Annotated in this window: 11 protein-coding genes; 7 read left to right on the top strand and 4 right to left on the bottom strand. The window is 70.5% G+C overall.

What is annotated here, in order from left to right; all coding sequences use genetic code 11:
• Positions 1 to 19 precede the first annotated feature (19 nt).
• A complete protein-coding gene (locus ACZ4VF_RS02045) occupies positions 20 to 1,537 on the top strand; it encodes an SDR family NAD(P)-dependent oxidoreductase (RefSeq protein ID WP_467922554.1) in 1,518 nt (505 codons plus the stop codon).
• A 79-nt stretch (positions 1,538 to 1,616) separates the two neighbouring features.
• Here the strand turns inward: ACZ4VF_RS02045 and ACZ4VF_RS02040 are convergent, their stop codons facing one another.
• On the bottom strand, positions 1,617 to 2,012 hold the full coding sequence (locus ACZ4VF_RS02040) for a hypothetical protein (protein WP_467922553.1): 396 nt from the start codon (positions 2,010 to 2,012) through the stop codon (positions 1,617 to 1,619).
• Between the two features lie 453 nt (positions 2,013 to 2,465).
• On the opposite strand from ACZ4VF_RS02040, the gene ACZ4VF_RS02035 reads away from it, so the two are divergent.
• Positions 2,466 to 2,639, top strand: coding sequence for a hypothetical protein (locus ACZ4VF_RS02035; protein WP_467922552.1), 174 nt, complete (start codon positions 2,466 to 2,468; stop codon positions 2,637 to 2,639).
• Positions 2,640 to 3,135: 496 nt separating this feature from the next.
• Here ACZ4VF_RS02035 and ACZ4VF_RS02030 read toward each other — a convergent pair whose 3' ends face one another.
• Together ACZ4VF_RS02030 and ACZ4VF_RS02025 are read right to left on the bottom strand one after the other, a co-directional pair.
• Positions 3,136 to 4,482: an amidase gene (locus tag ACZ4VF_RS02030; RefSeq protein ID WP_467922550.1), complete on the bottom strand. Its 1,347-nt coding sequence runs from the start codon at positions 4,480 to 4,482 to the stop codon at positions 3,136 to 3,138.
• Positions 4,483 to 4,859: 377 nt separating this feature from the next.
• Entirely contained in the window at positions 4,860 to 5,426 is a 567-nt protein-coding gene (locus ACZ4VF_RS02025; RefSeq protein ID WP_467922549.1) for a hypothetical protein, read from the bottom strand.
• 104 nt (positions 5,427 to 5,530) lie between these two features.
• Here ACZ4VF_RS02025 and ACZ4VF_RS02020 point away from each other — a divergent pair, with 104 nt between their 5' ends.
• Entirely contained in the window at positions 5,531 to 7,468 is a 1,938-nt protein-coding gene (locus ACZ4VF_RS02020; protein WP_467922548.1) for a trypsin-like serine peptidase, read from the top strand.
• 62 nt (positions 7,469 to 7,530) lie between these two features.
• Here the strand turns inward: ACZ4VF_RS02020 and ACZ4VF_RS02015 are convergent, their stop codons facing one another.
• Positions 7,531 to 9,000, bottom strand: coding sequence for a M1 family metallopeptidase (locus ACZ4VF_RS02015; protein WP_467922547.1), 1,470 nt, complete (start codon positions 8,998 to 9,000; stop codon positions 7,531 to 7,533).
• A 457-nt stretch (positions 9,001 to 9,457) separates the two neighbouring features.
• On the opposite strand from ACZ4VF_RS02015, the gene ACZ4VF_RS02010 reads away from it, so the two are divergent.
• From ACZ4VF_RS02010 to ACZ4VF_RS01995, 4 genes are all read left to right on the top strand, one after another.
• Positions 9,458 to 10,981: a pyridoxal phosphate-dependent decarboxylase family protein gene (locus ACZ4VF_RS02010; protein ID WP_467922546.1), complete on the top strand. Its 1,524-nt coding sequence runs from the start codon at positions 9,458 to 9,460 to the stop codon at positions 10,979 to 10,981.
• 140 nt (positions 10,982 to 11,121) lie between these two features.
• Complete coding sequence (locus ACZ4VF_RS02005) at positions 11,122 to 12,138, top strand: pyridoxal phosphate-dependent aminotransferase (protein WP_467922545.1); 1,017 nt, start codon at positions 11,122 to 11,124, stop codon at positions 12,136 to 12,138.
• Between the two features lie 13 nt (positions 12,139 to 12,151).
• Complete coding sequence (locus ACZ4VF_RS02000; protein WP_467922544.1) at positions 12,152 to 13,384, top strand: MFS transporter; 1,233 nt, start codon at positions 12,152 to 12,154, stop codon at positions 13,382 to 13,384.
• Between the two features lie 1,372 nt (positions 13,385 to 14,756).
• Positions 14,757 to 17,777 (top strand): alpha-mannosidase, encoded by a 3,021-nt coding sequence (locus tag ACZ4VF_RS01995; protein ID WP_467922543.1) that lies wholly within the window; start codon positions 14,757 to 14,759, stop codon positions 17,775 to 17,777.
• Positions 17,778 to 17,867: the final 90 nt, after the last annotated feature.

The following is a 17,867-nucleotide window of genomic DNA, read 5'->3' as shown; positions in this document are numbered from 1 at the left end:
TCAGGGAAGCGGCAGCGCGATGACGGTGACAGAGGACGGCTCGGCGTCCATGGACATGCCCACGGACACCTCCGTGGACGAGGTGGTCCACGGGCCCGGTATCGACCCCGAGCGCCTGGCCGTCTGCCTGAGCGTGCTGGAGGAACTGGACCGGCTGGAGGTCGACCACCCCGACGCGATCACGGTGCGCCGGGCCACCGCGCACCTCTACCGCGTGGTCAAGCAGCGCCGCCGCCAGGAGCGCCGCGCCGCCAAGACCGCCCACGACCGCGCCGTCACCGAGGCCACCGCCACCGGGTCCGCCGAGCGCATCGACGACGAGACCGAGGGCATCCTGCCCTCCTCCAAGGTCGAGACCGGCAAGATCGCGGGCATACTCCAGCGCCCGCGCTCCTGCTACACCTGCAAGACCCGGTACGTGGAAGTCGACTACTTCTACCACCAGCTCTGTCCCGACTGCGCCCGTCTCAACCGGGCCAAGCGCGACGCCCGTGCCGACCTCACCGGCAAGCGCGCCCTGCTCACCGGCGGCCGGGCCAAGATCGGCATGTACATCGCGCTCAGGCTGTTGCGGGACGGCGCGCACACCACCGTCACCACGCGCTTCCCCAAGGACGCCATCCGCCGCTTCAAGGCGATGGAGGACTCGGCGGACTGGATGCACCGCCTGGAGATCGTCGGCATCGACCTGCGCGACCCGGCCCAGGCCGTCGCGCTGGCCGACCAGGTCGCCGAGGCCGGCCCCCTGGACATCCTGGTCAACAACGCCACACAGACCGTACGCCGCCTGCCCTCCGCCTACGCCGCCCTGGTCGAGGGCGAGAGCGCCCCGCTGCCCGCCGGTGAACTGCCCGCCCACCACGTGATCGGCGCCTTCAACTCCGGCGCGGTCGACGGCCTGGCCGCACTGCCCGTCGGCACCAGCGGCCTCGACGCCCAGAAGGTCGCCGACCTCGCCCTCGTCGCGGGCAACGCCAGCGTGGCCCGGCACCTCGACGGCACCGCCATCGACGCGGGCGGCCTGGTCCCCGACGTCGTCGAGAGCAACACCTGGGTGCAGACCATCGACCAGATCTCCCCGGTGGAGCTGCTCGAAACCCAGCTGTGCAACTACACCTCGCCGTTCATCCTGATCAGCAAGCTCCGCCCGGCCATGGCCGACGCCGCGAGGAAGGCGGAGAGCGGACGGGCCTACGTCGTCAACGTCTCCGCCATGGAAGGCGTCTTCGGTCGCGGCTACAAGGGCGCGGGCCACCCCAACACCAACGCCGCCAAGGCCGCGATGAACATGGTGACGCGGACCAGCGCCGAGGAGATGTTCCAGGCCGACGGCATCCTCATGACCTCGGTCGACACCGGCTGGATCACCGACGAGCGCCCCCACTACGACAAGCTGCGCCTCGCCGAGGCCGGCTTCCACGCACCGCTCGACCTGGTCGACGGCGCCGCCCGCGTCTACGACCCGATCGTGCGCGGCGAGGCGGGCGAGGACGTGTACGGCGTCTTCCTGAAGGACTACGCGCCCGGCAAGTGGTGAGCCCCCGCACGGGTGACGCGGCGCCCTAGAGACAAGGGTTCGAGAGGCAAGGGTTCGAGAGGCGAGGCGGCGGCGGGCCTCAGTCGGCCGCGCCGAGCGGCGCGTGACGGGCCGCCACCAGCTCCAGCACCGTGCGCCAGTCCTCCAGCACACCCGCGTCGACACCGGCCGTGCGGCTCTCCTCCTCGGCCTGGCGCAGCCGCAGCGCGTCGTCGTCACCGGGATCCGCGTCCCCGCGCACCAGCCGGAACACCCGCTCCCCGAGCAGGGCGCGTACCGCCTCGGCCGCGGCCCGCGCCCGCTCCGCCTCGCTCCCCTGGCAGAGCACCGGCCCGATCCCCCGGACCAGTCCCGCCACCTGAAGCTCCTTGTCGGCGGGGCGCCCGCGGCGCAGCAGCGCGGCGGTCCGCAGCGCGTGCCGGTGCCGGCCGGCGTGCAGCAGGCCCATCAGCTCCTCGACGCTGCGCAGCTCCATGCGTCAGTCCTTCCGCGAGACAGCCGTTGCGGCGCCAGCAGACCATGGCGAGCTTGCGGCTCGGACAACGGCACTTGAAGAGGCGTTCGCACCTGTAGGCCAGGCGGGTGATTCCGCGCGTCGCCCGAGTGAGCATCTTGTTTCAAAAGGCCCCATATTAGGGGGTATTGAGGAGCCGCCGGAAGTGCATCGGTTACCCGTTGTTTGCATTCCCTATCGAGCGGATGCCCGCTCATTTGGTTAACCTGGAGTGGACGGACAGCACCAACGGGTCCCACCCACACCCATCGTCCGTCCTGGGGTGAGCCGGTCGACAACGGCCTGCTCTGACAGAGGTGCCGGCGCCACCGCGTCCGAACTGGCCTTCCAACCAGACCCGAGCGGGCGTCGAGCACCGGAGCACATGCTGTCCGGTACGCCCCGAGGGTGAGCCCGACACATAAGGAGTGCGCGGTGACACCGGAGAAGACGAATCGCGAACAGCGCCCCGAGGAGCCCCCGGAGCGTGCGGGCCGACGGCCCGGAGAACTCGGCAGCCTCGACGTGTGGGCCCGGTCCGCCCCGATCCGCCTCGCGGGCTACGAGGACGATCTCGCCGAGCCGCACATCCTGCCGAGCGTGGACTGACTCCGGTCCGGACCCTCCGCGATCGCCGCCCGCACGGGCGTGAAGGCCTCGTCTCACGCCCCTGCCGGGCTCCCCTCCTTCCCCCGGCTCTCCCCGGCCGCCCCGCACGGCCGTACCGGCCCGCGCCCCGTGGCCTTCCCGGCCGCCGACCGGAGCCCTTTCCCGGCCGCCCCGCACGGCCGTCCCGGCCCGCGCCCCGCGGCCTTCCCGGCCGCCGACCGGAGCCCCTCCCCGGCCGCCCCGCACGGCCGTCCCGGCCCGCGCCCCGTGGCATTCCGGGCCGCCGACGGGAGGCCTTTCCTGGCCGCCCCGCACGGCCGTCCCGGCCCGCGCCCCGTGGCCTTCCCGGCCGCCGACCGGAGCCCTTTCCCGGCCGCCCCGCACGGCCGTCCCGGCCCGCGCCCCGTGGCCTTCCCGGCCGCCGTCCGGAGCCCTTTCCCGGCCGCCCCCCACGGCCGTCCCGCCGGCGTCCCCGGCCGGCCCCCCGGCCTCACCCTCACTCCGTCCCAGGAGCCGTCCGCCGCCACGGGCTCAGCCGCTCCAGTTCCTCCGCCAGCTCCAGCAGTACGGACTCCGTGCCGGGCCGTCCCACGAGCTGTACGGCGCAGGGGGCGCCCGAGGGCAGGGTGCCGGCCGGGACGGACATCGCGGGCCAGCCGGTCAGGTTCCAGGCCGGGGTGAAGGGCGAATACGCGGTGTTGGCGAGGACGTTGCGCAGCCAGCCGCGTTCGTGCCACGGGCCGGCCTGCGGGGAGCGGCGGGCCAGCGCCGGGGTGAGCAGTACGTCGTGCTCGGTGAAGAACGGTGTCAGCCGGACCCGCAGTCGCTCACGGGCGTCGCCGGTACGCACCGGACCGACGAACCTGCGGCCCACCGCCGCGTGCACCCGGGTCCGGCGGGCCAGCCGCGCCGGGTCCAGGCCGGCGGCGTCCACCGCCGTACCCGCCGTCCAGTGCCGGAGCGCGGTCACGCCGAGGGAGAGGGGGTACGGCGGCTCGGCCCGCCGCACCTGGTGCCCGGCCCGGGCCAGCACGCCGGCCGCCTGCCGGACCGCGGTCGTATACGGACGGCTCACGCTCACCCCGGCGAGCGGGCTGCGCACCGCCGCGGCGATCTTCCGGGGGGTGCGCTCCTGCGGGCGTTCGAACTCCGTGCCCGCGAGGACCGCCAGCATCAGCCGCAGGTCCCCGACCGTCGTGGCCAGCGGGCCGTTCTCCGACATGCCGAACCAGTCGCCGTTACCGATCCCCGCGGGTACCACTCCGTGCCCCGGCTTCAGGGTGACGAGCCCGCAGTTGGCGGCCGGGATGCGCAGCGAGCCCATGCCGTCGTTGCCGAGCGCGAGCGGTACCAGGCCCGCGGCGACGGCCGCCGCGCTGCCGCCGGAGGAGCCGCCCGCCGTGCGCGAGAGGTCCCACGGATTGCGGGCGGTGCCGTACGGGCCCTCGGTGGTACCGAAGACGCACAGTTCGGGCACGTTCGTCAGCCCGACGACCACCGCGCCGGCCGCCCGCAGCCGGGCCACGGTCACATGGTCCTCGGCGGCCGGGGCGTCCGGGGTCGCGGCGGAGCCGTTGCGGTGCGCCTCACCGTGCACCGCCAGGTTGTCCTTGACCGCCAACGGGACGCCTGCCAGCGGAAGTTCGGCCAGATCCGCACGTGTGGCCAGCGCGTCGGCCTCGGCCAGCGCCGCCTCGGCCCGGACCTTCCGGAAGGCACCGATCCGGCCGTCGAGCCGTTCGATCCGCGCGAGGTGCCCGGCCACCACCTCCCGGGGCGTGACCCGCTTCTCGCGGACGGCGGCGGCGATCTCGACGGCACTCCGGCCGACCCAGCTGCTCACGGGCGCTCCTCGTTACTCATCGGTACGACGACGGGTAGGAGAACTCTGCACGGTGGGGACGGAGTACGTCGAGAGGCCGCTTCAAGCGGGCCGGGACCGACGGCCGGTGCGACGGCGCCGAGCTCGGCCGCACGGCCGCCCGTGAACTCCGGTCCCCCTCGACCACGCCCCGGCACGGGCGGTGGGGGCCCCGGTGCGACGGCTGACGGGGCGGGGGCAGTCCGGGTGCCGCCCGCGCCGCGACGTTGTCCTGGAACAACGTGGCAGGGACGCGGGGGAGTTCATGGCCCGGTGGGTCACCGCCGCGCCCTCCGCGCCGGAGCGGTCCGTGGGGATGACGTCCGGGGCGGCTTCTCTCAGGAGTGCGGCGCACACGCTCACGAGACGGTTCGGCCGCGGCGAAGGCGCAGCACCACTCCGCCCACCGCCAGTGTCGCCACGGCGCCCGCCGCGATACCGATGGCCAGTCCGCCGTCGAATCCCGGCCCTTCGTCGGATGCCGTGGTCTTCTCCGCGCCCGATACCGTCACCTCGGAACGCACAACGACAGCGGGGTAGTCACACACGTAGGAGCGGTCTTTTTCCGCCACGCAGTCGGCGTTCTCGTGCCGCAGCGTGAACGTCACCGGATACGTGCCCGGTTTCACGGATTTCTTGATTCGGCCGGCGCCCACCCAGGCTCGTTTCGTATCGCCGAGGGCCGTGTCATCGGTCAGCGCAGGGCTGGAAACCGTTACGGATGTCGGGTGCGGATTGCCCGGGCGTTCCTTGACCGTCAGGCTCACGACACCGCCGGGCGCTGCGGGACCGCCGGCGGAGCCATAGCCCTGTTCGGGAAAGGGAAGTTGATCGGCATGGGCCGCTCCGGACAGCCCGAACAGCACTAACGGCACGGTGACGGCGGCGAGGCAGCCGCGGGTGGACGACCCTGTGAAGTTGATCATACCTGCATTCTCCTGTCGGAAATGGTCTTACGATCATGACTGACCTTGACGCAGCCACGCCAGGCGGCGTGACATGCGTCTGATGCCATGTGGGGGAAAAAACCATGCAGTTACGCAGAGCGCTGGGTACTGCGGCGGGGGCCGCGGCACTCATTCTGCTGCCGGGATTTCCGGCGATCGCCGACCAGGGTGATCCGACTCCCTCGGGAAACAGCCTCCCGAGTACTCCGGTGGAGCATGCTTCCGTTTCGCCGACCGCCGCCCCCGAAACGCCCTCCCGTCCCTCGGCTTCCGTGTCATCGCAGCCGTCTTCCGCTTCAGCGACCGCGGGCCCGGGGGAGCAGCCGTCCATTCCGCCGACCCCTGTGCCGGCAGGCGGGGACGACGACGCCCGCGGGTTCACGCCGGCTGACGCCGACGCCTACTGGACCCCGGAGCGCATGCGGGCCGCGAAGCCCGTCGAGGAACAGGAAGCCAAGCACTTCCCCACGCCGACCAGAATGAACCGTGCCGCCAGCCGGCCGTTCGAGGGATTGCCCGTCGTCGGCACCTTCTTCTGGAACGACGGCACGGAGACCGGCCGTTTCTGTGGTGGCACAGTCGTCAAGAGCCCCGGCAAGAACATCGTCATGAGCGCCGGTCACTGCTTCGACGACCAGGACGCGCGCAAGAACCTCGCATTCGTCCCGCAGTACGACGACGGGAAGAAGCCGCACGGTTCCTTCACCGTCAAGCCCGGACGCATCTACGTCGACAAGCGCTACCTGGCCAAGGGCCCGGATGCCGCGGCCGACCTGGACTTCAACTTCCTGCAGCTCGAACCGCGCGGCGGCAAGAACGTCGAAGACGTCGTCGGCGGCGCCGAGTTGATGATCAACGCGGGCTACGACCACGATCCTGTCCGTCTCATCGGATACCCGGCCAACCAGAAGCGCCCGCTGGACTGCACGGACAAGACCGTCCGTTACAACAGTACCGACCCCAAGATTCCGGGCAGCTTCCTGCGTATCGCGTGCGACAAGTACTCGGGTGGTGCCTCCGGTGGCCCATTCCTCGTCAAACGCGGCAGCGGCTGGGGCATCATCGGCGTGATCGGCGGTTGGAAGACCGGCGGCGACAAGGACGACATCTCCTACAGCTCCTATCTCGACGGCGATGCCAAAGCGCTGTACGACGACGCGGTCGCGAACCGTCAGCCGGCGGGCCGCGGTGTCCTGGGCAAGGCGGAGACCTGGCAGCACGCCGAGGTCATGGCCGGTGGTTATTTCACCGACAGCAACCCGGGAACCTGGGACTACTCCGACCTGATCGTGCGCTGGTCCGACGGTGAGCTGACCTTGTATCGCGGTGCCGGTGAGGAAGCCGACAACTTCGACAAGGAAATTCGTCTCTCCGCCCCCAACGACACCTGGAAACACGCCGCGACCATGGCTGCGGGCGACTTCACAGGGGCCGACCGCGATGACCTCATCGTCCGGTGGACGGACGGTGAACTGACGCTCTATCCCGACGTCGACGAAAAGGGATTCCACGGCGAGGTCCAGCTGCAGAAACCCAACGACCTGTGGAAGCACGCCACTTCCATCACCGGCGGCCGTTACACGACGAGCAACAAGTGGGCCGACGATCTCCTGGTTCGCTGGAGCGACGGCGAGGTCACCCTGTACACCGACGTCAACCGGGACGGGTTCCACGGCGAGAAGAAGCTGGCCGCGCCCAACGGCACCTGGGAACACGCCTCGACCATCGCGTCGGGCGACTTCACCGGTAATGACCAGCACGACCTCATGGTGCGCTGGACGGACGGCGAACTGACCCTGTACAAGGATCTCGACCAGAACGGCTTCCACGGCGAGATCCAGGTCAAGAAGCCCAACCGGCTCTGGACGCACGCCACCATCCTGGGCGCCGGAGACTACACGGAGAACCGCCACCCGGACGATTTCCTGGTGCGGTGGTCCGATGGTGAGGTCTCCATGTATCCGGACGCCGACGAGACCGGCCTGAACCGCGAGATCACGCTGGTGTACCCGCCTGCGTGAGACGGCCGGCCGCAGAAGGGCTCTCCCCCGGGAGAGCCCTTCCCCCGTCGGGCCGAAGCCCGTCACATCCGCGAGGGCTTCCCGTCGTCGAAAAGCCAGGTGTCGAAGAGGGCGGTCAGGTCCTTGGCCGACTTGCGCTCGCACAGGGCGATGAACTGCCCGGTGTCAGCGTTGCCGTGCCGGTGCTGCCGGGTCCACGTACGAAGGATGTCGAAGAAGGTCCGGTCGCCGACCGCCTCGCGCAGCTTGTGCACGGCCATGGCGCCGCGCCCGTAGACAGGCGGGTCGGAGACGTGCCCCGCACTGGGCGGATCCGCCGGCGGAAAGGCCCAGATGCCGTCGCTCTCGTCGTCCGTGCCGTCGTAGAAATCCTGGAAGATCTTCGTGGCGCTCCGCCCACCCCGCTCCTCCTCCCAGAGCCACTCCGCGTAGGTGGCCAGCCCCTCGCTGAGCCACATGTCCTTCCACATGCGTGGCGTGACGGAGTCGCCGAACCATTGGTGCGCCAGCTCATGTACGAGCAGCGCCTCCTCGGGCGCCTGGCCGAAGTAGGGTTTGGTCTGCGTCTCCAGGGCGTAGTCCAGACCGGGCAGATGGTCGACGATGGCACCGGTCGAGGAGAGGGGGTAGGTGCCGAAGCGCTTGCCTGCCCAGTCGACGATCTCGGGTACCAGGCGCGCGACGTCAGCGGAGTCCTCGGCCTCGTCGGGGTCGATGGCCAGGTAGACGGGCACGTCACCGTCCGTCCAGCCCTTGTGGACCTCGAAGTAGCCGACGGAGACGTGGGCGAGGTAGCTGGCCATGGGCTCCTCGGTGCGCCAGTGCCGGGTCACCGTCCCGCCGTCGTCCTCCTCCTCGACCAGCTTGCCGTTGCTGATGACGTCATAGGGGTCGCCGTCCTCGTCCTTGGGCACCGTGACCGTGATGTCGTAGGTGGCCTTGTCCGACGGGTGATGGTTCCCCGGAAACCAGGTCATGGAGCCGGACGGCTGGCCCAGGGCCGTCGAGCCGTCATCAGTCTCCATCCAGCCTTCCAGCCCTCCATCAGCGCCCTTGAGCGTGCGCGGGACGCCGTCGTACGTGATGACCGCCCTGAAGACCTCGTGGTTTCTCACCGTCCTCGCCGGTGTGACGGACAACTCGTCGCCCGAGCGCGCGACCTGTGCCCTGGATCCCTGAACCGTGACGCCGCGTACCCGCAACCCTGACAGGTCCAGGTTGAAGCGGCTCAGGTCCTGTGTGGAGCGCGCTGTGATGACCGCCGTACCTTTCAGGCGGTTGGTCTCCGGTGCGTAGTCCAACGTCAGTCCGTAGTGCAGCACGTCGTAGCCGCCGTTGCCGAGTGACGGGAACAGCCGGTCCCCGACGCCGGCCGCGCCGGGCTTCCCCGCCCCGGGGACGTCGTCCGTTGGTGCGGAGCCGGTACAGGACGTCAGCACGGCCAGCAGCGCTGCAGTGGCCGAAGCCCAGCGGGGCAGCCTCCCCGAGGCCGGCGTCCGAGGCGGGCTGCTCCTGGCGGTATGCGGTCTCATCTCGTGTCTCCTAGCGATCGCAGGACGCGACACGTCAGAAAGTCAGCATCGTCCCTTGGTTGCCTCAAGATTGGCAAAAATTTCTTTACGCGGTTCGCCGCTGACATGGAGGTGCTCGTGATCCATGATCAAGGTGAGGGCAGGCCGCGCTGACCACCGGCCTTCGGCTCCAGGGGAAGACACAAGCCGGCACGCCGAGAGCAGAGGCCTCGGCACGGGCGGGGGAAGAGCCGACTCGCCACGTCGCTCGGACACAGATCGCTCGGCATCGGCGGAGCCCGCTCCGCCACCGCGGGTCACCCCTCCGTTTCGATGGAGGGAAAACCGTTCGGCGCGGATCGACGCATGACGCGAGTGCCTCGTGGCAGCGGGGTTCGGGCGCGCCTGAAGCAGCGCCGCGCCGCCTTGCGGACATCGCCGGCCCCGCGAGAAACATCAACCATCATCAGGAGTTGCGATGCAGCCTGTCACCACGACCGACCACACACGCTCGCTGACCGCGGAAAACCGTGACGAGACGGTCGAGCTACTGACCAAGGCGCTCCGGCTGGGGATCGACTTCAAACTCCAGCCGGACGTGTTCCTCGAGCGCATTCCGTCGGTGCAGGCCCGGGACCGGCTGATCTCCGCCTTACCCGCCCATCCCGGCACGGTGGAGGACGCCCTGGCCGAGTTCGCCGAATCCATGCTGCCCCTGTGCAAGAACGAGGCGAGCCCTCAGTTCCTGGGCTTCGGGGACACGGGTGACGACGTGGGCGCGCTCGCCGGTGGCGTCCTGGCCCTTCTGACGCAGCAGAACCTGATCAACCAGAGTTTCGACTCGCCGAGCGCCACCTTCGTCGAGATCACTGCCCTGCGGTGGCTGCGGGAGCTGATCGGCTTCACCAACCCGCGGGTCGAGGACCTCACGACCGTCTTCGATGTCGGGGGAATCATCACGCACGGCGGGACGATGAGCAATTCCCTCGCCATGATGCTCGCCCGGGAACACAAGGTGCCGGGCACCATGGAGACGGGAGTCCACGACCCCGAGCGGTTCTCGATCGTGGTCCCGCGGGACATCGGCCACTACAGCGTGAAGAGCGCGCTGAAATGGATCGGCCTCGGTTACCAGGTCATCGAGGTGGACACGGACGGCTTCCGTTACGACCTCGGGGCGCTGGAGCGGGCGCTGCGAGAGCACGAGGGCCGCATCATGTCGGTGGTCGCGTACGCCGGCGACAGCCGTACTCAGACCGTGGACGACCTGCGGGGTGTGCGCGACGTGGTGCGCACGGCAGACGAGCGGATATGGCTGCACGCTGACGCCTGCTGGGGACTGATGTGCTCCTTCAGCGACAGACTGCGCGGCAAGCTGGCGGGCATCGAGGACTACGACAGCGTGACGGTGGATCCGCACAAGGTGATGGCCATCCCGCACAGCCTCGGGGCCCTTCTGGTCCGCGACCCGGCCAGTCTCAAGGCGATCTCCAGTCACTCCGGCCTGATCATGGGGGACGACTTCGACTTCGGTCAGGTCACGCCGTTCATCGGGACGAAGGCGTGGCTGTCGCTCAAGCTGTGGATGATGATGCGAACGCGCGGCCGGTCGGGACTCGCCGAACTGGCGGAGAGCCGCGTCGAGAAGGCGTTGCGCTTCGCCGAGCTGGTCGATTCGCATGAACGGTTGATTCGCCTGCACAAGGTGGACATGACGGCTGTGACGTTCATGTACGTACCAGCAGATGTCGACGTGGCTGCTCCCGACATCGAGCGGATCAACGAAGCCAACCTTCGTATCCACGAGCGCATGCTGGCCGACGGCAGATGGCATCTGCACCATTTCGGGCTGCCTGACGACGACGGCATCCTCAAGTACGGAGCGACTCTCTACCCGATGCGTTTCATGGCCGTCAATCCGCATATAGAGGAGCACCACATGACCGCGGTCCTGGACTACATCGTGAGGCTGGGAGCCGCATTCGACGAGGGATCCCTCTAGGCCGATCACCCCATGACGACCCTCGTACGACCCACTGTCGAGAAAGCACGATGATGTCCAAAGGTTTACAGGCAGTACGCAGCTTCGCCACGCTGGCACCTTTCCGGGCCAGCCCGGTCGCCCACGATCCTCGCGACGTCATGCGGCTCGCCCTGTCCGAGAACGCGTGGGGCGCATCACCGAACGCCCTGGCCGCCGCGCACGCCGAGATCGAGCACACCCACTGGTACCCCCACTCCGACGGCGAACCGTTGCGCGGGCTGCTCGCCGCCCACTACGGGGTACCCGAGCGGAAAGTCGTCGTCGGCAACGGCGTGGACGAGATCATCATGCTCGTCGCACTCGCGACGTCCGGCGGTGACAAGCCCACTGTGCTCACCGCCAACACCTTCGCCGGATATGCCGCTGCACTCGAGATCAGCGGCCATGCGGTGACCACCGTGCCGCTGGCCACCTCGGGTGGGATCGATGTGGAGGGTGTGTGCGAGGCCGCGGCCGCCGCCTCCTGCGTCATCGTGTGCAACCCGCACAATCCGACGGGTACGGCCCTCGGCTCCGAGCAGGTGAAGGTCCTGGTGGAGGCCTGCCACGACGCGGGGGCCCTGCTCGTCCTCGACGAGGCGTACGCGGAGTTCGCCGACGCGACGCGGTTCGGCAGCGGTCTGCCGCACCTCCACGGCACGGGGCTCGTGGTACTGCGGACCTTCTCCAAGGCCTACGGTCTGGCCGGTCTCCGCTGCGGTTACGCGCTCGGCGACGAGCATCTGATCGACGCCATGACAGCGATCCGCACGGCCCTGCCCTACAACACCAACCGGGTGGCCCTGGCCGCTGCCGCAGCGGCGCTCGCCGACCAGGACCATCTGAGGAACGTCGTGAACGACTGCGCCGTCGCCCGCCAGGTGCTGAGCTCGAGACTCGCGACGATGGGAGTCCACAGCCTGCCGTCGCAGACCAACTTCGTCCTGGCGCACCTCGGTGACGACGCCCCGGCCATCGTGGAACGCCTCGCCGACAGGCACAGGATCCACATCCGGGACATGGCCGGACTCGGCCTCTCCGGGTGGGCCCGGATCAGCGTTCCGCGCACGCGCGACGTACCGCTCCTCACGTCGGCTCTGAGCTCCGCGATGGCGGCGGCAGACGCCCACCTCTGAATCGGAGCCCGAGTTGCCCAACCCGTACCGGAACATATTCGCCGCGCCCGGCACGGCGTCGTTCACCGCCGCCGGCTTCTTCGGGCGTCTGACGCTGACCATGATGGGCGTCGGCATCATCACCGTGGTCTCCCAGCTCACCGGCCGGTACGCCACCGCTGGTGCCCTCTCAGCGACCTTCGCACTGTCCGCCGCCGTCATCGGCCCCCAGACGTCGCGGCTGGTGGACCGGCTCGGCCAGGCCAGGGTCCTGCGCCCCACCGCCCTCGTGGCCGCCTCCGCCGCGGCCGCGTTCCTCGTCTGTCTCGACCAGGGAGCTCCGGAATGGGTCCTCTTTCCGTGTGCGGCCGGGATCGGCTGCGCGCCCGGTGTCGGCTCGATGGTCAAGGCACGTTGGGCCGAGATCCACCGGGAGTCACCACGCGAGCTGCACACCGCCTACTCGTGGGAAGCCGTCGTCGACGAGGTCTGCTACATCGTCGGTCCCATGCTCTCCATCGGGTTGTCCATCGTGTGGATCCCGCAGGCGGGGGTCCTGCTGGCCGCGGGATTCCTCCTCGGCGGAGTCTTCTGGCTGACGGCCCAGCACGCGACCGAGCCGCGCGTGCATCCCGCAACCGGTCGCCGGGGAGGTACGGCGATCGGCTCCGGTGGCCTGCGGGTCCTGGTCGTGGCGTACGTGGCCATCGGCGGGATCTTCGGCTCCCTCGACGTCGTCACGGTGGCCTTCGCCGAGGAACAGGGCCACATGGGCGCGGCGAGTTACGCGCTTGCCGCGTACGCGTTCGGCTCCTGCTGTGCCGGCGTCGTCTTCGGGCTGGTCCACCTCAAAGGCACGCCCTTCGTCAACTGGTTCGCAGGGCTGTGTGCGATGGCGATCACCGTGTTTCCGCTGCTGCTGGCCGACAACCTCTATGTGTTGGCGGCTCTCCTCTTCGTCGCCGGACTGTGCGTCGCACCGACCATGGTGACCACCATGGCTCTGCTCGAACAGCACGTTCCGCGCGACAAGTTCACCGAAGGCATGACGTGGACCGGCACCGGGCTCTCCCTGGGCCTCGCGCTCGGCTCCGCCGTCTCGGGCTGGATCGTGGACGCCTCGGACGCCCGGGCAGGGTACGCGGTGCCCTGCGCCGCGAGCGTACTGGCCGTCGCGACTGCCGTCCTCGGCAGTGGGCGTCTTCGCAGGCCACTCGTGACGGAGGACGACATGACGACCGGCGAGAAGTCCCTGCCCGCGGGCTGAGTGCGCTCCGCCCACCCTTGAAACCGTTCACAAACCCAGGAGGAAAGATGCGCGTCGTCAGGATGGCCGCTGTCGCCGGTTTCACCGGAGTCGCCTTGATGTCCGGAATGATCGCAACGCAATCGGCTGAAGCGGCTTCGGTCCCTACGTGCAAGGAATGGAAGTCGAACGGCAGTACCGTAGGGAATGTCAAATGCGGGTACACCAACAGCCCTACTTCGCACAAGTACCGGGCAGTCGTCGAATGCTTCAGCAGCGACGGGGCGAAGTACACGGTATACGGCAACTGGGTCACCCCCATTCCCCGGGACAAGTATGGCGCCACATCGAGTCGGTCTTGCTCTGCGAGTGGAAACGCAAAGGCAACGGGCGTCACGCATGAGTTCGCTCTGGCGTGATCCCGTCCGGTAGACCCGCGCCGGAACGGTGATCGCCGTGACACCGCCCGTCCTCCTCACCCGCCTCCAGCGGTGCTTCCGCCGCGGGGGCGGCGAGGGCGCGGGCGAGGGTGGAGGGCGGATCAGGGGGGCGGCGACCGCGTCGAGGCCGGCGCGTACGAAGTCCAGCCCCCAACTGCAAGAGGACCGCATGTCCGCTGCCGGTTCGGCATGACCGTCGGCAACGAGGCCGACCGGTTCGCCGCCGGGCCCGGCCCGCCGGGCGGACGCACCTCACCGGCCGGTGTGGCGCCATCGGTGTGAACAAGGTTGTCGACCTGCCGTTCCGGGGCGGCGCCGGGGAGGTGGACGTCGAACCGGCGATGGCGACGGCCGAGCCGCGTACGCCGGGGACGACACCGCCGTACGCGTATCTCGCTGTGAACTCGGTCAACCGTGGCGCTCCGGTGCGGTCGGTCAACGACCGGAAGACGGTGGCCGCCCCGCTCACAGGGCTGTCCGGCGCCCTCCGTACACCCCGGGCATCCGGCTCACGGCGGCCCAGGGCCCGGCCCGCCGGCCGGCCGTCGGGGCGGCCTCACCGCCCGCCCCGACGGCCCCCCGCCCGCGCCCGCCCCCCGCCCGCTACCCTCTCCGGTGCCCGCGCCCGCGCCCGCGCCCGCCGCACCCGCCCGTGCCTGCCGCCCTCCCCGGCGCCCGGGTCACCGCCGGCGGCGGCGACCTCCGCCTCGTCTGGACCGCCGCTCCCCGCCCCGTCCGCCACTTCACCCTCCACCGCCTCCTCCAAGACGCCCCCGCCGCTTCCTCGGCGCCACCGGCCGGCGCGCCCACCCACGTCACCGGCCTTCGGCCCGAACAGGACGAGAGCGCGACACGGTTCGAAGTGCGCGCCGTGGGGGAGCTTCACAACGCGTCGTCCCCCGCCACCGTCATCCACCCCTGGTAAACACCCGGACCCGCAGGGAGCACCCCGCATGCATGACGACCGCACTCTGATGGAAGCCCGTCTCAGGCGCGTCCTCGACGAACGGATCCGCCCTGCCGTGTACCCCGAGTCCGTGCCGCTCCGGGCAGCGGTGTGGCATGCGCCCGGCGAGCCCGTCCCCGTCGCGGAGGGGCTCGCCGCCGAGCCCGAGCCGATCGAGGTGGGCGCCCGGTGGGGTGCTCCGTGGGGCACCAGCTGGTTCCGGGTGACCGGGACCGTGCCCGAGGCGTGGGCCGGGCGGACCGTCGAGGCGCTGCTGGATCTGGGCTTCGACGAGAACATGCCCGGTTTCCAGTGCGAAGGCCTGGTCTACCGGCCCGACGGCACCCCGGTGAAGGGCCTCAACCCGCGCAACCAGTGGGTGCGCATCGGCGCGCCCGTCGCGGGCGGCGAGGAGGTGCGGCTGCACATCGAGGCCGCCTCCAACCCGGTCATCCTGGGCTACCACCCCTTCCGCCCCACCCCGCTCGGCGACAAGGACACCGCCGGCCGGGAGCCGCAGTACACGCTCACCCGCATGGACCTCGCCGTCTTCGACGACACCGTGTGGCAGCTGGTGCTGGACCTGGAGGTGCTGGGCGAGCTGATGGCCGAGCTGCCCGTGGACTCCGCACGCCGGCACGACATCCTGCGCGCGGTCGAACGCGCCCTGGACGCCGTCGACCTCCAGGACGTGAACGGCACGGCCGACCGGGCCCGGCAGCGGCTGACCGGCGTGCTGTCCGCGCCCGCCGCGCCGTCCGCGCACCGGATCAGCGCGGTCGGGCACGCGCACATCGACTCGGCGTGGCTGTGGCCGCTGCGCGAGACCGTGCGCAAGGTGGCCCGGACGACGTCCAACATGACCGCGCTCATCGAGGACGAACCGGAGTTCGTGTTCGCCATGTCCCAGGCGCAGCAGTGGGCGTGGGTGAAGGACCACCGGCCCGAGGTGTGGGCCCGGGTGAAGAAGGCCGTCGCGGAAGGGCGGTTCGTGCCGGCCGGCGGGATGTGGGTGGAGTCGGACACCAACATGCCCGGCTCGGAGGCGATGGCCCGGCAGTTCGTGCACGGAAAGCGGTTCTTCCTGGACGAGTTCGGCGTCGAGAACGAGGAGGCCTGGCTGCCGGACACCTTCGGCTTCGCCGCGGGGCTGCCGCAGATCATCAAGGCGGCCGGCTCCAAGTGGCTGCTGACGCAGAAGATCTCCTGGTCGCAGACGAACACGTTCCCGCACCACACCTTCCACTGGGAAGGCATCGACGGCACCCGGATCCTCACCCACTTCCCGCCCGTCGACACCTACAACTGCTCGATGAGGGCCGGCGAACTCGCGCACGCGGCCCGCAACTTCAAGGACAAGGGCCGGGCCCGGCACTCCCTCGCGCCCACCGGCTGGGGCGACGGGGGCGGCGGCACCACCCGCGAGATGGTCGCCAAGGCGGCCCGGCTGCGCGACCTGGAGGGCTCGCCCACCGTCACCTGGGAACCACCGCGCGCGTTCTTCGAGAAGGCCGAAGCCGAGTACCCCGACCCGCCCGTCTGGGTGGGCGAGCTGTACCTCGAACTGCACCGCGCCACCCTCACCAGCCAGGCGAGGACCAAGCAGGGCAACCGGCGCAGCGAACACCTGCTGCGCGAGGCCGAGCTGTGGGCGGCCACCGCCGCCGTACGCACCGGGTTCCCCTACCCGTACGAGGAGTTGGACCGCATCTGGAAGACGGTGCTGCTCCACCAGTTCCACGACATCCTGCCCGGATCCTCCATCGCCTGGGTGCACCGGGAGGCGCGGGCGACGTACGAGCGGGTGGCCGCCGAACTGACCGCGATCACCGAGGCCGCGCAGCGGGCGCTCGCCGGCGCGGGCACGACCCCACTGGTCTTCAACGCGGCCCCGCACGCCCGCCACGGCGTCCCGGCCGGCGGCGCCGCCACCCCGGCCGGTGCCGGTGCCACCAGGCTCGCCACCCGCGAGGACGGCGGTTTCACGCTGGACAACGGCCTGCTGCGGATCACCGTCGACGCCCGGGGCCTGGTCGTCTCCGCCTACGATCCCGCCGCCGACCGCGAGACGATCGCCCCCGGCCGGGCCGCGAACCTCCTCCAGCTGCACCCGGACCTCCCGAACATGTGGGACGCCTGGGACGTGGACTCCTTCTACCGCAACACCGTCACCGACCTCACCGGCACGGAGTCGGTCACGGCCGGAGAGGACGGCGCCTCGGTGCGGGTCGTCCGGGTCTTCGGTTCCTCCCGGGTCACCCAGCTGCTGTCCCTGCCGCCCGGCGAGCGGCGGCTGCTCGTCGACACCGAGGTCGACTGGCACGAGACGGAGAAGTTCCTGAAACTCGCCTTCCCGCTCGACCTGCACGCCGAACGGTACGCGTCCGAAACCCAGTTCGGGCACGTCCACCGCCCCACCCACACTAACACCTCGTGGGAGGCGGCCAAGTTCGAGGCCTGCAACCACCGCTTCGTCCACCTGGAGGAACCCGGCTGGGGCGTCGCGGTCGTCAACGACTCCACCTACGGCCACGACGTCACCCGCACGGTCCGCGCCGACGGCGACCACGGTACGACCACGACGGTCCGGGTCTCCCTGCTGCGCGCCCCGCGCTTCCCCGACCCCGAGACCGACCAGGGCGTCCACCGGTTCCGGCACGCCCTGCTCCCCGGCGCGGCCCTCGCCGACGCGGTCCGCGAAGGCTGGTGGATCAACCTGCCGGAACGGCACACGACCGGCGCCCGGGAGGTCGCCCCGCTGGTCGCCGTCGACCATGACGCCGTCGTGATCACGGCCGTGAAACTCGCCGACGACGGCAGCGGGGACGTGGTCGTCCGCTTCCACGAGGCCCACGGCGGGCGGGCCCGGGCCACGCTGACGGCCACCTTCCCGGTCGCCGGCGTCACCGTGACCGACCTGCTGGAACGCCCCGTGCCCCAGGCCCCGGCGCCACGGGTGGAGGGGGAGGGCATCGGCGTACGGCTGCGGCCGTTCGAGCTGATGACGCTGCGGTTGCGGAGGGGCTGAGACCGGCGCCGACCGCCCAGCCGGGCCCGCGGCCACCGCTCCACCTCGGCCACATGGGCCGCTGCCGCCGCCCGCGCCGTTTGCGGGGCG

The sequence above is a fragment of the Streptomyces sp. NPDC029151 genome (assembly GCF_055564315.1).
The sequence above is the reverse complement of the archived record's forward strand: the minus strand, read 5'-3'. Positions and strand labels throughout refer to the sequence as shown.

What these genes read in the sequence shown, in the direction of transcription:
- ACZ4VF_RS02005 (WP_467922545.1), top strand. Translation starts at nt 11,122, where the DNA reads ATGCGGCTCGCCCTGTCCGAGAACGCGTGGGGCGCATCACCGAACGCC.
- ACZ4VF_RS02010 (WP_467922546.1), top strand. Translation starts at nt 9,458, where the DNA reads ATGCAGCCTGTCACCACGACCGACCACACACGCTCGCTGACCGCGGAA.
- ACZ4VF_RS02020 (WP_467922548.1), top strand. Translation starts at nt 5,531, where the DNA reads ATGCAGTTACGCAGAGCGCTGGGTACTGCGGCGGGGGCCGCGGCACTC.
- ACZ4VF_RS02045 (WP_467922554.1), top strand. Translation starts at nt 20, where the DNA reads ATGACGGTGACAGAGGACGGCTCGGCGTCCATGGACATGCCCACGGAC.
- ACZ4VF_RS02025 (WP_467922549.1), bottom strand. Translation starts at nt 5,426, where the DNA reads ATGATCAACTTCACAGGGTCGTCCACCCGCGGCTGCCTCGCCGCCGTC.
- ACZ4VF_RS02015 (WP_467922547.1), bottom strand. Translation starts at nt 9,000, where the DNA reads ATGAGACCGCATACCGCCAGGAGCAGCCCGCCTCGGACGCCGGCCTCG.
- ACZ4VF_RS02040 (WP_467922553.1), bottom strand. Translation starts at nt 2,012, where the DNA reads ATGGAGCTGCGCAGCGTCGAGGAGCTGATGGGCCTGCTGCACGCCGGC.
- ACZ4VF_RS01995 (WP_467922543.1), top strand. Translation starts at nt 14,757, where the DNA reads ATGCATGACGACCGCACTCTGATGGAAGCCCGTCTCAGGCGCGTCCTC.